This window comes from Ancylobacter polymorphus (genome assembly GCF_030813495.1).
GTDB classification, from domain to species: Bacteria; Pseudomonadota; Alphaproteobacteria; order Rhizobiales; family Xanthobacteraceae; genus Ancylobacter; species Ancylobacter polymorphus.
This window is the reverse complement of record NZ_JAUSUI010000004.1, coordinates 30,039-42,548: the sequence shown is the minus strand read 5'-3', so window position 1 is coordinate 42,548 and position 12,510 is coordinate 30,039. Positions and strand designations below refer to the sequence as shown.

The window sequence follows — 12,510 nt, the reverse complement described above, 5'->3', positions numbered from 1 at the left end:
TGGAGACGACGACATGAAAGAGTTCGACGGTCCGATCACCGATTTCCGGGCGCTGCTGCACCCGATGAACCGCCGCCGCCTGCTGCAGGGCGCGGGCGCGCTGGCCGGCGCCGCCGCGCTCGGCGTCACCGCCACGGCGCCGGAGCCCGCTTATGCGCAGGACAAGGTGCTGAACCTGCTGTCCTGGCCCGGCCATGCCGATCCGGCTGTCGTGAAGCCCTTCGAGGACAAATACGGCGTCAAGGTCGTCGCCAAGGAATATGTCGGCGGCGAGCCGATGCTGGCGCTGATGAACCAGTCGCCCCCCGGCTCCTTCGACGTGGTGCTGGCCGATGCCGAATATATCCACATGCTGAAAGAGGGCGGCTTCATCGACAAGATGAACCCGGCCGATTACCCGCTCGCCGATTACTGGCCGGAGTTCCAGAAATTCGAGCCGCACTGGGTCGGCGACGATCTCTATTCGGTGCTGATCCGCTTTGGCTATCTCGGCATCGCCTACCGCACCGACGTGCTCTCGGAAGCCGACGTGAAGTCCTACAAGGTGCTGTGGGACCCGAAGATCAAGGGCAAGCTCGGCTTCTTCGACTGGTACCTGCCGACCATGGGCTGCCTCAGCCTCTATGACGGCAACAAACCGCCCTTCGACATTTCCGATGCCGCCTTCGGCAAGCTGAAGGAGACGCTGTTCTCGCTGAAGCCGCAGACCGCCGGCTTCTATTCCATGGCCGACCAGTTCTCCATGCTGACCAACGGCACCGCCGCCGCCATTCCCGGCGTCGGCGACTGGGTGGTGCTGCTCCTGCAGAAGAACGGCGTGCCGGTCTCGGCCACCGTGCCGGACGAGGGCGGCATCCAGTGGACGGAATCGATGTCCATCGTCTCCTCCTCCACCAAGAAGGACCTCGCCAAGGCCTTCATCCAGTACATGTCCTCGCCGGAAGGCCAGGTGCGCTCCTCGATCATGCCGGCCTATTGGGCCTCGATCCCCAACAAGAAGGGCTGGGAACTGCTCAACAAGCAGCACCTCGCCGAGGCCAAGGCGCTGCGCCACACCTTCGACGCCCGCAACGTCATGGACGAGTACAAGGAGGGCAAGATCTTCATCCGCAAGACGCCGGTGCAGCAGAGCATCGAGCAGTGGAACGACGTCTGGTCGGAATTCAAGGCGATGTGACGCGCGCCCCGGCGGGCGGCCGCGCGCCGCCTGCCGGCCTTGCTTTGCCCGGCACGAGCCCCGAAGGCTTCATGAGCGAAACAGCACCCGCCCCTGCATCCTCAACGGCCCCGCCTGCGACGGTCCCGTCGCGCCGTGCCACCGGCGCGCGCTTCGCCCTGTTCTGGGGCGCGCCGCCGGCGCTGTGGCAGGCCGCGTTCTTCCTCGTGCCGCTCGGCTTCCTCGTCGCCATGACCTTCTGGTCGGTGAAGAATTTCCGCCTGACGCCGGATTCGACGCTGGCCAACTGGGTGTTCATCCTCAACGCCAGCTTCTTCCGCAACGCCTATGTCTACACCTTCTGGCTCTCGGTGTTCACCGCGTTGATTGCCAGCGTGGCGGCGTTTCCGGCGGCCTATACGCTCGCCTACAAGGTGAGCCCGGCGGCGCGACGCTTCATGATCTTCATGCTGGTGGTGCCGTTCTTCACCAGCTACCCCGTGCGCATCTATTCCACCCAGATCTTCTTCAGCCCGCAGGGCATCATCAATTCCGCCCTCGCGCCGCTCGGCCTCGGCCCGCTGCACGTGCTGAACACGCCGACCGGCACGGTGGTGGGCTATCTCGTGCTCACTTTGCCGCTCGTCGTGCTGCTGCAGACCTTCGCCCTCGCCAATGTGCCGCGCACCCTCATCGAGGCGGCGCATAATCTCGGCTGCGGCCGCTTTCGCACCATCGCGACGGTCATCATCCCGTCGGCCCGCATCGGTCTCATCGTCGCCGGCACCTTCGCCTTCGTGCTGGCCTTCGGCGATTATGTGGCGCCGACCTATCTCGGCGGCTCCAAGCCGCCCACGCTCAGCATCCTCATCGCCGATCAGGTGAAATCCGGCAACAACTGGCCGCGCGCCTCTGTGGTCGCGGTGATGATGATCGTGACGCTGATGGTGGTGATGCTGGTCATGATCGGCCTCGCCTATGGCCGGCGGAAAGGCAGGGCATGAGCATGGCCGCGCTTCGCCGCCTTCTTCTCCTCGCCTATACGGCGCTGGTGTTCGCGTTCATCTTCGCGCCCATCGTCTCGACCATCGTGTTCTCGTTCAACGCCGACCGCTTCCCCAGCCTGCCCTGGGGCGGGTTCAGCCTGCAATGGTACGAGGCGATCTTCGCCGACGCGACGATCCAGCGCGGGCTGACGAACAGCCTCGTGGTCGCCGGCGCCACCTGCATCATCGCCACCTTCCTCGGCTTCTCCGCCGCCTATGTCGATTACCGCTACCGCTTCCTCGGCAAGTCGGTCTATCTCGCCCTCGCCGCCCTGCCGCCGACCGTGCCGGTGGTCATTCTCGGCGTGGCGCTGCTCACCTTCGAGGGGCGGGTCGGCCTGTCGGGGACGCTCCAGGGCATCATCGTCGGCCATGTCGTGCTCAGCACGCCCTTCGCCATGGCGCTGGTGCGGATGCGTCTTGCCGATCTCGACCCCGACATCGAGCGCGCCGCGTGGAATCTCGGCGCCTCGCCCTGGGCGACCATGTTCGGCGTCATCGTGCCGTTCTGCCTGCCGGCGATCCTCGCGGCGCTGTTCCTGACCGCCGCCGTCTCCTTCGACGAGTTCATGATCGCCTGGTTCGTCTCGGGGGTGAACGAGACGCTGCCGGTGCGCGTGCTCGCCATGCTGCAGGGGCAGGTCAGCCCGCGCATCAACGCCATCGGCGCCATCGTCTTCGGCGTCAGCATCACCCTCATCGTGCTCGCCCAATTGCTGCTCGGCCGCCTCTCCGGCCGCGCGGCCCGCAGGAAAGGATGACGCGCATGGCCACCCCCATGATCGAACTCGACCGCGTCGCCAAGCATTATGGCGGCCAGGCCGCCGTCGCCGATGTCTCCTTCACCATCGACAAGGGCGAGTTCATCGCGCTGATGGGCCCTTCCGGCTGCGGCAAGACCACCACGCTGCGCATGATCGCCGGGCTGGACCAGCCGAGCTCGGGCGAAATCCGCCTGTGGGGCCGGCGCCTCAACGAGGACGCGCCCTGGGAGCGCGACGCGCCGCTGGTGTGGCAGAGCTACGCGCTGTTCCCCTTCCTCTCCGTGCGCAAGAACGTCGAATTCGGCCTCAAGCAGCGCCGCCTGCCGGCGCCCGAGCGCCGCAAGAAGGCGGAGGAGTGGATGGAACGGCTCGGCATCGCCGGCTTTGCCGAGCGCGGCATCGACCAGCTTTCCGGCGGCCAGCGCCAGCGCGTGGCCCTCGCCCGCGCCCTCGCCCTCGAACCCGAAATGCTGCTGCTCGACGAGCCGCTCTCCGCCCTCGACCCGCATCTGCGGGTGCGCATGCAGTCGGAGCTGGTGCGGCTGCACCGCGAACTCGGCATCACCTTCATCTGTGTCACCCACAGCCATTCCGAGGCCTTCGCCATGGCCGACCGGGTGGTGATCATGAATGAGGGGCGCATCCAGCAGATCGGCGCACCGCGCGAGATCCACCGCCGCGCCGCCAACCGCTTCGTCGCCGAATTCGTCGGCGGCAACAACCTTTTCACCGGCACGGCGCGGGTTGAGGCGAACGGCGCCATCGCGCTCGAAAGCCCGGTGGGCACGGTCCACGCCCCCGCCCCCAGTGAGGGCGGCCCCGCCTCCGGCACGACCGCCACGCTGGTGGTGCCGGCCGACCGCATCGAACTGGCGAGCGCGGGCACCGGCACAGGCAATGAGGTGACGGCGCGCGTCGTCACCGTGGAATTCGTCGGCACCACCGTCACCGTCTTCCTGGAGACCGAAGGCGGCGGCGAATTGCGCGCCCAGCGCTCGCTGCACGAGATCGAGAACACGCCGCTCGCCGTCGGCCAGCCGGTCGTCGCCCGCTGGTCCCCCAGCCAGGGCTTCTTCCTGCCGGGCTGACACCCCCTTTCCGCGCGAACCTCTGGAGCTTCGCCAATGTCCATCGTCATCCGCGGCGCCACCGTACTCGCCATGGGCGGCCCGAACGGCAGCACCCCTTTCCTCGGCGATGTCCATGTCGAGGGCGACCGCATCAAGGCCATCGGCGCGGACCTGCCGCTGCCGGAAGGCGCCACGGTCATCGACGGCAGCGGCAAGCTGGTGATGCCGGGCCTCATCAACGCGCATCTGCATTCCGGCGAGGCGCTGTTCAAGAGCCGCTACGACAACCTGCCGCTCGAACTGTGGATGCTCTACGCCTACCCCATCCTCGGCGCCAAGGCGCTGAGCGAGCGCATGATCTATCTGCGCAGCATGGTGGTGGCCATCGAGTCGCTGAAAACCGGCGTCACCTGCCTGACCGACGACATCTTCGAAGCCCCGCGCCAGTCGTTGGCCCAGCTCGGCGCGGCGGTATCGGCCTATGACGATGCCGGCATCCGCGCCACCGTCTCCGGCCATGTGATGGACCGCGACTTTCTCGATTCCATCCCGTTCTCGCGCGAGCATGTCTCGGCCGAGCTTCAGGCGGAAGTCGCCAAGCTCACCCCGCCGACCACGGAGGAATATCTCGCTTTCGCCAAAGAGGCCTATGCGCAGTTCCATGGCCGTTCGGGGCGCATCCGCTTCATGCTCGCCCCCTCCGCCCCGCAGCGCTGCACGCCGGAGCTGATGCAGGCGGTGAACGCGCTGGCGCTCGAATGGCAGGTGCCGTTTCATACCCATATCGTCGAGACCAAGGTGCAGGGCGTCACCGGCCCGGCGATGTATGGCAAGTCATTGATGCGCTACATGGCCGATCTCGGCCTGATGCATCCCGGCACCACCATCGCCCACTCGATCTGGGTGAGCCCCGACGACATCGCGCTGATGGGCGAGGCCGGCGTCTCGGTGGTGCACAACACCATCTCCAACCAGAAGCTCGGCGCCGGCGTCGCCCCGGTGCGGCAGCTGCTCAGCGCCGGGGTCAATGTCGCGCTCGGCTCGGACGGCATTTCCACCAACGACACGCCGCGCATGTTCGACGTGATGCATGCCTGCGGCCTGATCCACAAGGTGACGACGCCTGACTACAGCCAGTGGCTCAGTTCCGCCGAGGTGCTGCACGCCTGCACCCTCGCCGGCGCCAGGAGCGCGCTGATCGGCCATGAGACCGGCTCGCTGGAAGCGGGCAAGAAGGCGGACCTGCTGGTCATCAATCTCGACACGGTGTGCTTCACCCCGCGCCACGACATCCTCAACCACCTCGTCTACAGCGAGAACGGTTCCTCCATCGAGAAGGTGATGGTGAATGGCGAAATCGTGGTCGACAACGGCCGGCTGACAAAGATCGACGAAAAGGCGCTGCTGGCCGAGCTGCGGTCGCTGATGCCGGCGTTCAACGATTATCATTCCGGCGTCGAGGCGGCGAACCGCGCCTTCGCCCCGGCTTTTGACGCCATCCACCGCCGCTGCAACCAGGTCGATCTCGGCATTCACCGCCTGGTCGGCACCAGCGACATGTGGCCCGCCTGACCCCCGACGGAGCCCCCGCCATGAGCACACACGCTGTCCGCATCGCCGACATGACCTGGTACGAATTCGCCGACCGGATGAAGGAAGACCCCATCGTCTTCCTGCCCACCGGCTCGGTGGAGCAGCACGGCCCGCATCTGCCGCTGCTGACCGATGTGATCCTCCCCGTCAGCGTGGCGGAGGCGGTGGCGGCGGAGGTCGGCGGCATGGTCGCGCCGGCCGTGAGCTATGGCTACAAGTCGCAGCCGAAATCCGGCGGCGGCAACCACTTTCCCGGCACGCTGAGCCTCGACGCCAGCGTGTTCATCGCCCTGGTGCGCAACATCGTCAACGAGCTGGTCCGCCACGGCGCGCGCAAGATCGTGCTGTTCGACGGGCATATGGAAAATGCGTGGTTTCTGGTCGAAGCCGCCGACCTCGCGCTGCGCGACCAGGCCATGCTCGGCCGCAGCGACGTGAAAATCGTCAAGCTCGGCTATTGGGACTTCATCAACAAGGCGACCGAGGCCGTGCTGTTTCCCGATGGCTTTCCCAGCTGGGAACTCGAACACGCCGCCGTCATGGAAACCTCGATCATGCTGCATCTGCGGCCCGATCTGGTGCGCGACGACAAGATTCCCGACGACCCCGCCGCCGTGTTCCCGCCTTACGACGTGTATCCCTTCGACACCCGCCCGATCCCGCCCACCGGCGTTCTGTCCTCCGCCAAATCATCCTCGGCGGAAAAGGGCGCGACCGTGCTGGCGCAGGTGGTGCCGGACATCGCGGCGAGCCTGCGCACGGCCTTCGGGCCGGAATGAGCGGCGCGCGGGCGGCCCGGCTCAGGCCCGCCAGACCTCGTCCGCCCCCAATTGCCGCGACAGGAGGCGCGTCTGCTCCAGCAGCGTCGCGCCGATGCGGGCGAGCGTCTCCCTGTCCTCCAGCCGGGTGCGCGGGCCCGAGACGGTGAGCGCGCCGGCGAGTTCGACGCCGGCCGTCCCCCGCCGATAGACCGGCACGGCGACCGCCGCCACCTCGGCGCTGCGCTCGCCAATGCTGACGATGGGCAGAAGCGCCAGCCGGCTGCGAAAGGTTTCCGCCGGCAGCGCCCGGTTGTCATAGCCGACGAGCACATGGCCGGCGGCGCCGCGGTCCAGCGTCAGCGTCGCGCCCTCCATCACATGATCGCGCACGGCGTGCTGGGATTCCTCGCGGAACAGGCAGAGCCGCACATCGCCCTGGCGCACGAAGAACGACGCGCTTTCGCCGGTCACCTCGACGAGGCGGCGCAGGATGGGGCGCACCATGTCCTCGATCTTGAACGCGCGCTGATACAGCAGCCCGAGCCGGAACAGCTGCGGCCCCAGCCGGTACAGCTTGTTCTCCTGCCGCGACAGGAAGCCCCCGCGCTCCAGCGAGGCGGCGATGCGCAGCACCGTGCTCTTGTAGAGCCCGGTCTGTTCGGAAATCTGCGCCAGCGACATCTGGCCGTCATGGCTCGCGAAGGCGGTGAGAATGGCCAGCGCCCGGTCCACGGCCTCCACGCCGCCCGCCTCCTTGGCCGGCGACACACCTTCCTGGGATACCTTATTGCGGGTCATGCGCCCTCCTCCGGCAGGTTTCGGCTTGACCTTGCCACGCCTGACATGTTCTAACAGATGCAATGACGTTCTGCTAGACAGAACTTAAGAGAAATGCACCGGCTCGATCCGGTGCGCGAGGAGCGCCCATGCCACTGCCTTCCGCGCCCCTGTCGGGCGTTCGCGTCCTGGATTTCGGCCACACCGTCATGGGCCCGTCCTGCGGGCTCATCCTCGCCGATATGGGCGCGGAGGTGATCAAGGTCGAGCCGGCGCCGAAGGGCGACCCGACCCGCGACCTGCGCGGCTTCGGCATGGGCTATTTCGGCTATCTCAACCGCAACAAGCGCTCGATCGCCGTCGACGCGAAGACGGAGGAAGGGCGCGCGATCATCCTGCGCCTGTGCGACAGCGCGGATGTGCTGATCGAGAATTTCGGCCCGGGCACGATGGACCGCCTCGGCCTCGGCTTTGCGGCCCTGCATGCCCGCAACCCGCGCCTCATCTATGCCAGCCTCAAGGGCTTCCTCGACGGCCCCTACAGCCAGCGCCTGGCGCTGGACGAGGTGGTGCAGATGATGAGCGGCCTCGCCTTCATGACCGGCCCCACCGGCCGGCCGCTGCGGGCCGGCACCTCGGTGGTCGACATCACCGGCGGCCTGTTCGGGGTGATCGGCATCCTGCTCGCCCTGCGCCGCCGCGACGCCACCGGCGAGGGCGAGGAAGTACGCACCGCCCTGTTCGAAACCGCCGTGTTCCTCATGGGCCAGCACCTGTGCTACGCCGCCCGCACCGGCGTCGCCATCCCGCCCATGCCGGAACGCGTATCCGCCTGGGCGGTCTATGACGTGTTCCAGCTCCGGGACGGCAAGCAGCTCTTTGTCGGCATCACCAGCGACAATCACTGGCAGCGCTTCTGCCGCGCCATGGGGCGGCCGGAGCTGCTGGACGATGCCGAACTCGCCACCAATAACCAGCGCATCGCCGCGCGCCCGCGGCTGATGGCGCTGCTGGTGGAGATGTTCGCCAATCTCGACCTGCCGGCGGCGACCGCCCTGTGCGAGAGCGCCCATATCCCCTTCTCGCCCATCGCCCGCCCGGAAGACCTGTTCACCGATCCCCATCTCGCGGCGACGGGCGGCCTGATGGAGACCGAGCTGCCGGACGGGACCGTCACCGCGCTGCCGCGCACCCCCATCCAGATGCAGGGCCTGCCCGAGCGGGTGCTCTCGGACCCGCCACTGGTGGGCGAGGACGCGCGCGCCGTGCTGGCGGGCATCGGCTATGGCGCGCAGGAGATCGAAGCGCTGATCGGCGCCGGCATCGTGCGCGCCGACACCCGCCCGCCGCCGAACGCCACGCGCGCGGCTCATAACGGAGCCGCCTGAGGCGGCACCGCCGCGTTCCACAAGCAGACGCACCGGCCAACGGGGCGACATTCAGCCAAACAGGTTCCTGGGAGGGAAATGATGAAAAGGCGTCACCTGCTCGCCGCCACGCTGGCCCTCGGCTTCGGCCTTGCGACCCCGGCGCTGGCCCAAACGGCCAAGTCTCAGCCGGAAAAGTCTCAGCCGGAAAAGCCCAATGTGACCATCGCCGTCGGCGGAAAGCTGGCGCTGTACTACCTTCCGCTCAACATCGCGGACCTCAAGGGCTTCTTCAAGGAAGAAGGCCTCAACGTCACCATCGCCGACTTCCAGGGCGGGTCGAAATCGGTGCAGGCCGTCGTCGGCGGCAGCGCCGATGTGCTGTCCTCGGCCTATGAGCACATGATCAACCTGCAGGTGCTCGACCAGCCGCTGAAGAGCTTCGTGCTGCAGGGCCGCTATCCCGGCTTCGTGCTCAGCGTCACGCCGGAACTGGCGAAAGACTGGAAGGGCGTGCAGTCGCTCGTCGGCAAGAATGTCGGCGTCACCGCGCCCGGCTCCAGCACCAACAAGATGATCGACCTGCTGATGATCCGTGCCGGCCTGAAGCCGAGCGACGTGTCCATCATCGGCGTCGGCGCCGGCCCGAGCGTGCTCGCCGCCTTCCGCAACGGGCAGATTCAGGCCACCGTCCAGGCCGACCCCGCCAGCACGCTGCTGGCCAGCGAGGGCCTCGCCGAGCCGAAGGTCGACACCCGGACGCTCGAAGGCACCAAAGAGGTCTATGGCGGCCCGATGCCCGCCGCCTCGCTCTCGGCGACGGACGCCTTCATCGCGGCCAATCCGAAGACCGTGCAGGCGCTCACCAACGCCATGGTGAAGGCGCTGCATTTCATCCAGACCGCCTCGAATGACGAAATCCTCGACGTGCTGCCGGCCGACATGATGGTGGGCGGCGATCGCAAGCTCTACGCCCAGATGCTCGACCGCGTCCGCCCCGCCTTCTCGCCCGACGGGCGGCTGTCGAAGGAAGCGGTGGAGACGACCTATGAGGCGCTGAAGATCTACAACCCGAAGGTCCGCGACGCCAAGAACGTCGACCTCGATGCCACCTATACCAACGCCTTCGTCGACAAGGCCGGGGCGGGGGGCTGAGCTTATGAGCGCCGCAGCCCTTCGTGTGGATGATCGGGAGGCCCGGACGATGCCCGGCATGGACAGCGCGGTTCCGGCCCTCGCGCTTCGCGACATCGCCTGCCACTTTCCCGCGCGCGGCAATCCCGGCGGCACCTATACCGCCGTCCGGGATTCGACCATCACCATCGCGCCCGGGGAATTCGTCTCGATCGTCGGCCCTACGGGCTGCGGCAAGTCGACCCTGCTCAACGTCGCGTCGGGCCTGCTCAAGCCGAGCCAGGGCACGGTCGAGGTGTTCGGCCAGAAGCTGACCGGCATCAACCGGCAGGCCGGCTACATGTTTCAGGCCGATGCGCTGATGCCGTGGCGCACGGCGCTGGAAAACGTCGTGGTCGGCCCCGAATTTGCCGGCATGGACCGCGCGCAGGCCGATCGCCTCGGGCGCGACTGGATGGCCCGCGTCGGTCTCGCCGGCTTCGAGAAGGCCTATCCGCACCACCTCTCCGGCGGCATGCGCAAGCGCGTGGCGCTGGCGCAGATGCTCATCATGGACCCGAAAGTGATCCTGATGGACGAGCCGTTCAGCGCGCTCGACGTGCAGACCCGGCAGCTCATGGAGAACGAGCTGCTGGATCTGTGGCAGGCCGACCGCAAGTCGGTGATGTTCATCACCCACGATCTCGAAGAGGCCATCGCCCTCTCCGACCGCGTGATCGCCCTCGCCGCCGGCCCGGGCACCCACCCCATCGGCGAGTTCGCGATCGACCTTCCGCGCCCGCGCGACGTGGCCGAGATCCGGCATCTCGAGGAATTCAGCCGCCTGCACGCGCAGATCTGGGAGGCCCTCAAGGAGGAGGTCCTCAAGGGTTACGCCCAGGGCAAGCGCTAGCGCGTCTTCGAGCGAAGCCGATACCGCTGCGCGCGCAGAAAACGCGATGAAACAGATAGTTAGATCATTCCACTGATGCCTTGAAACAGTGACATGATCTGAAGGAGAGCCACGGCATGTTCCGCTCCCAGAATACGAGGATCCTCCTCGCCCAGATCCTGATCTTCATCCTCTTCATCGCCGGCTGGAAGGCGCTGACGACCTTCGGCATCATGTCGAAATTCTTCGTCGGCGACCCCTTCATCGTCGCCGGCCGGCTCTATGAGTGGTTCGCCACCGGGATGATCTTCAAGCATCTCGGCGTCACGCTGTTCGAGACCGTCGTCGCCTTCATTCTCGGCTCGGTGCTCGGGCTGCTGGTCGGGTTGTGGCTGGCGCTCAGCCCCACTGCCTCGCAGCTCGCCTCGCCCTATCTGAAGGGCTTCAACGCCATGCCGCGCGTCATCCTCGCCCCGATCTTCGCGGTGTGGTTCGGGCTCGGCGTCACCTCGAAGATCGCCCTCGGGATCACGCTCGTCTTCTTCGTGGTGTTCTTCAACGTCTATCAGGGCGTGCGCGAGGTGAGCCCGGTGACGCTCGCCAATGCGCGCATGCTCGGCGCCTCCCGCACGCAGCTTCTGCGCAGCGTCTACATCCCCTCCGCCACCAGCTGGGTGTTCTCCAGCCTGCATGCGGCGGTCGGCATGGCCTTCGTCGGCGCGGTGATCGGCGAGTATATGGGCTCCGCCGCCGGGGTCGGCTACCTGATCCTGGAAGCGGAAGGCCTGTTCGATATCAACGGCGTCTTCGCCGGCGTCATCCTCCTCACCTTCTTCGCCCTGATCCTCGACGCCATTGTCGGCGTGGTCGAAGCCCGCCTGCTGCACTGGCAGCCGCGCGAGGCCGCTACCGTCGGAGCCCCGGCATGAGCCGCCCCATCAGCCGTCCCATCAGCAACCGCGTCGTCACCTTCGCCCGCCGCCCGGAGGGCCTGCCGGACGCCACCTGTTTCGCGCTGGAAAGCCGGCCGCTGCCGGCGCTGGCCGAGGGGCAGGTGCTGGTCGAGAACCACTATCTCTCGCTCGACCCCTATATCCGCATGCGGATGGAGGCGAAGGACTCCTACGCCCCGGTCATGGCGCTTGGCGAAACCATGGTCGGCCGCACCGTGGGGCAGGTGATCGAAAGCCGCGACGCGGCGATCCCGGAGGGATCGTGGGTGGTCGGGCGCCTCGGCTGGCAGGACTATTCCGTCGGCACGAAGGCGGATGTGCAGTTCATCCATCCCGACCGCGCGCCCCTCTCCGCCTATCTCGGCTCGCTCGGCTCCACCGGCATCACCGCCTGGATCGGTCTCGTGCATATTGCCGGGGTGAAGGAGGGCGAGAGCGTCCTCGTCTCCGCCGCCTCCGGCGCGGTGGGCAGCGTGGTCGGGCAGCTCGCCAGGGCGCGCGGCTGCCGCGTCGTCGGCATTGCCGGCGGGGCGCGCAAATGCGGCGTCGTGCGCGAGCGCTTCGGCTTCGACGACTGCGTCGACTACAAGGCGCCCGACTTCACCGAGCGCCTGGCGCAGGCCGCCGGCCCGGGCTTCGACATCTATTTCGACAATGTCGGCGGTCCCATCTTCGACGCGACGCTGCCGCTGATGCGCCTGTTCGGCCGCATTCCGCTCTGCGGCCTCGTCTCGCAGTACAACGCCGCCGAGCCCTATGGCGTGCGCAACCTGCGCGAGGTGTTCAACAAGCGGCTGACGATCCGCGGCTTCGTGATCTCCGACCATCGCGACGTGTGGGACATGGCCACGCAGGAGCTCGAACGCGCCTATGCCGAGGGCCGGCTGGTCTATGAGGAGACCGTCATCGACGGTCTCGAAAACGCGCCCGACGCCTTCATCGGCATGCTGCAGGGCGGGAACATCGGCAAGCAGCTCGTCCGCATCAAGACCGCCTGAGCCGGCCGCGCGGCTCCCCG

At 67.3% G+C, this 12,510-nt stretch carries 12 protein-coding genes; 11 read left to right on the top strand and 1 reads right to left on the bottom strand.

The window, feature by feature from the left end; translation table 11 throughout:
- The first annotated feature begins 13 nt into the window (after window positions 1–13).
- The 6 genes from J2S75_RS09885 to J2S75_RS09860 all read left to right on the top strand — a co-directional run bounded on the left by J2S75_RS09885 (window position 14) and on the right by J2S75_RS09860 (window position 6,408).
- A complete protein-coding gene (locus J2S75_RS09885; RefSeq protein ID WP_307019690.1) occupies window positions 14–1,177 on the top strand; it encodes an ABC transporter substrate-binding protein in 1,164 nt (387 codons plus the stop codon).
- Between the two features lie 71 nt (window positions 1,178–1,248).
- Window positions 1,249–2,160 (top strand): ABC transporter permease, encoded by a 912-nt coding sequence (locus J2S75_RS09880; RefSeq protein WP_307019688.1) that lies wholly within the window; start codon window positions 1,249–1,251, stop codon window positions 2,158–2,160.
- Window positions 2,157–2,963, top strand: coding sequence for an ABC transporter permease (locus J2S75_RS09875; protein WP_307019687.1), 807 nt, complete (start codon window positions 2,157–2,159; stop codon window positions 2,961–2,963). The genes J2S75_RS09880 and J2S75_RS09875 overlap by 4 nt, the downstream gene beginning before the upstream one ends.
- A 5-nt stretch (window positions 2,964–2,968) precedes the next feature.
- Complete coding sequence (locus tag J2S75_RS09870) at window positions 2,969–4,054, top strand: ABC transporter ATP-binding protein (RefSeq protein WP_307019686.1); 1,086 nt, start codon at window positions 2,969–2,971, stop codon at window positions 4,052–4,054.
- Between the two features lie 36 nt (window positions 4,055–4,090).
- Complete coding sequence (locus tag J2S75_RS09865) at window positions 4,091–5,608, top strand: amidohydrolase family protein (RefSeq protein WP_307019685.1); 1,518 nt, start codon at window positions 4,091–4,093, stop codon at window positions 5,606–5,608.
- A 20-nt stretch (window positions 5,609–5,628) separates the two neighbouring features.
- Complete coding sequence (locus J2S75_RS09860) at window positions 5,629–6,408, top strand: creatininase (protein ID WP_307019683.1); 780 nt, start codon at window positions 5,629–5,631, stop codon at window positions 6,406–6,408.
- Window positions 6,409–6,429: 21 nt separating this feature from the next.
- Here the strand turns inward: J2S75_RS09860 and J2S75_RS09855 are convergent, their stop codons facing one another.
- Window positions 6,430–7,188, bottom strand: a complete 759-nt coding sequence (locus tag J2S75_RS09855) for an IclR family transcriptional regulator (RefSeq protein WP_307019682.1) — start codon at window positions 7,186–7,188, stop codon at window positions 6,430–6,432.
- Between the two features lie 128 nt (window positions 7,189–7,316).
- Here J2S75_RS09855 and J2S75_RS09850 point away from each other — a divergent pair, with 128 nt between their 5' ends.
- The 5 genes from J2S75_RS09850 to J2S75_RS09830 all read left to right on the top strand — a co-directional run bounded on the left by J2S75_RS09850 (window position 7,317) and on the right by J2S75_RS09830 (window position 12,490).
- Window positions 7,317–8,555: a CaiB/BaiF CoA transferase family protein gene (locus J2S75_RS09850; RefSeq protein ID WP_307019680.1), complete on the top strand. Its 1,239-nt coding sequence runs from the start codon at window positions 7,317–7,319 to the stop codon at window positions 8,553–8,555.
- An 81-nt stretch (window positions 8,556–8,636) separates the two neighbouring features.
- On the top strand, window positions 8,637–9,689 hold the full coding sequence (locus J2S75_RS09845; RefSeq protein WP_307019679.1) for an ABC transporter substrate-binding protein: 1,053 nt from the start codon (window positions 8,637–8,639) through the stop codon (window positions 9,687–9,689).
- A gap of 58 nt (window positions 9,690–9,747) precedes the next feature.
- A complete protein-coding gene (locus J2S75_RS09840) occupies window positions 9,748–10,560 on the top strand; it encodes an ABC transporter ATP-binding protein (protein WP_307019678.1) in 813 nt (270 codons plus the stop codon).
- A gap of 116 nt (window positions 10,561–10,676) precedes the next feature.
- On the top strand, window positions 10,677–11,468 hold the full coding sequence (locus tag J2S75_RS09835) for an ABC transporter permease (RefSeq protein ID WP_307019677.1): 792 nt from the start codon (window positions 10,677–10,679) through the stop codon (window positions 11,466–11,468).
- Window positions 11,465–12,490 carry an NADP-dependent oxidoreductase gene (locus J2S75_RS09830; RefSeq protein WP_307019676.1) on the top strand — a complete coding sequence of 342 codons (1,026 nt, stop codon included), beginning with the start codon at window positions 11,465–11,467 and terminating at the stop codon, window positions 12,488–12,490. Before J2S75_RS09835 ends, J2S75_RS09830 begins: the two co-directional genes overlap by 4 nt.
- Window positions 12,491–12,510 lie beyond the last annotated feature (20 nt).

Coding starts and splice junctions, on each gene's coding strand:
- J2S75_RS09880 (WP_307019688.1), top strand. CDS start 1,249: ATGAGCGAAACAGCACCCGCCCCTGCATCCTCAACGGCCCCGCCTGCG.
- J2S75_RS09875 (WP_307019687.1), top strand. CDS start 2,157: ATGAGCATGGCCGCGCTTCGCCGCCTTCTTCTCCTCGCCTATACGGCG.
- J2S75_RS09860 (WP_307019683.1), top strand. CDS start 5,629: ATGAGCACACACGCTGTCCGCATCGCCGACATGACCTGGTACGAATTC.
- J2S75_RS09850 (WP_307019680.1), top strand. CDS start 7,317: ATGCCACTGCCTTCCGCGCCCCTGTCGGGCGTTCGCGTCCTGGATTTC.
- J2S75_RS09845 (WP_307019679.1), top strand. CDS start 8,637: ATGAAAAGGCGTCACCTGCTCGCCGCCACGCTGGCCCTCGGCTTCGGC.
- J2S75_RS09830 (WP_307019676.1), top strand. CDS start 11,465: ATGAGCCGCCCCATCAGCCGTCCCATCAGCAACCGCGTCGTCACCTTC.
- J2S75_RS09835 (WP_307019677.1), top strand. CDS start 10,677: ATGTTCCGCTCCCAGAATACGAGGATCCTCCTCGCCCAGATCCTGATC.
- J2S75_RS09885 (WP_307019690.1), top strand. CDS start 14: ATGAAAGAGTTCGACGGTCCGATCACCGATTTCCGGGCGCTGCTGCAC.
- J2S75_RS09870 (WP_307019686.1), top strand. CDS start 2,969: ATGGCCACCCCCATGATCGAACTCGACCGCGTCGCCAAGCATTATGGC.
- J2S75_RS09855 (WP_307019682.1), bottom strand. CDS start 7,188: ATGACCCGCAATAAGGTATCCCAGGAAGGTGTGTCGCCGGCCAAGGAG.
- J2S75_RS09865 (WP_307019685.1), top strand. CDS start 4,091: ATGTCCATCGTCATCCGCGGCGCCACCGTACTCGCCATGGGCGGCCCG.
- J2S75_RS09840 (WP_307019678.1), top strand. CDS start 9,748: ATGGACAGCGCGGTTCCGGCCCTCGCGCTTCGCGACATCGCCTGCCAC.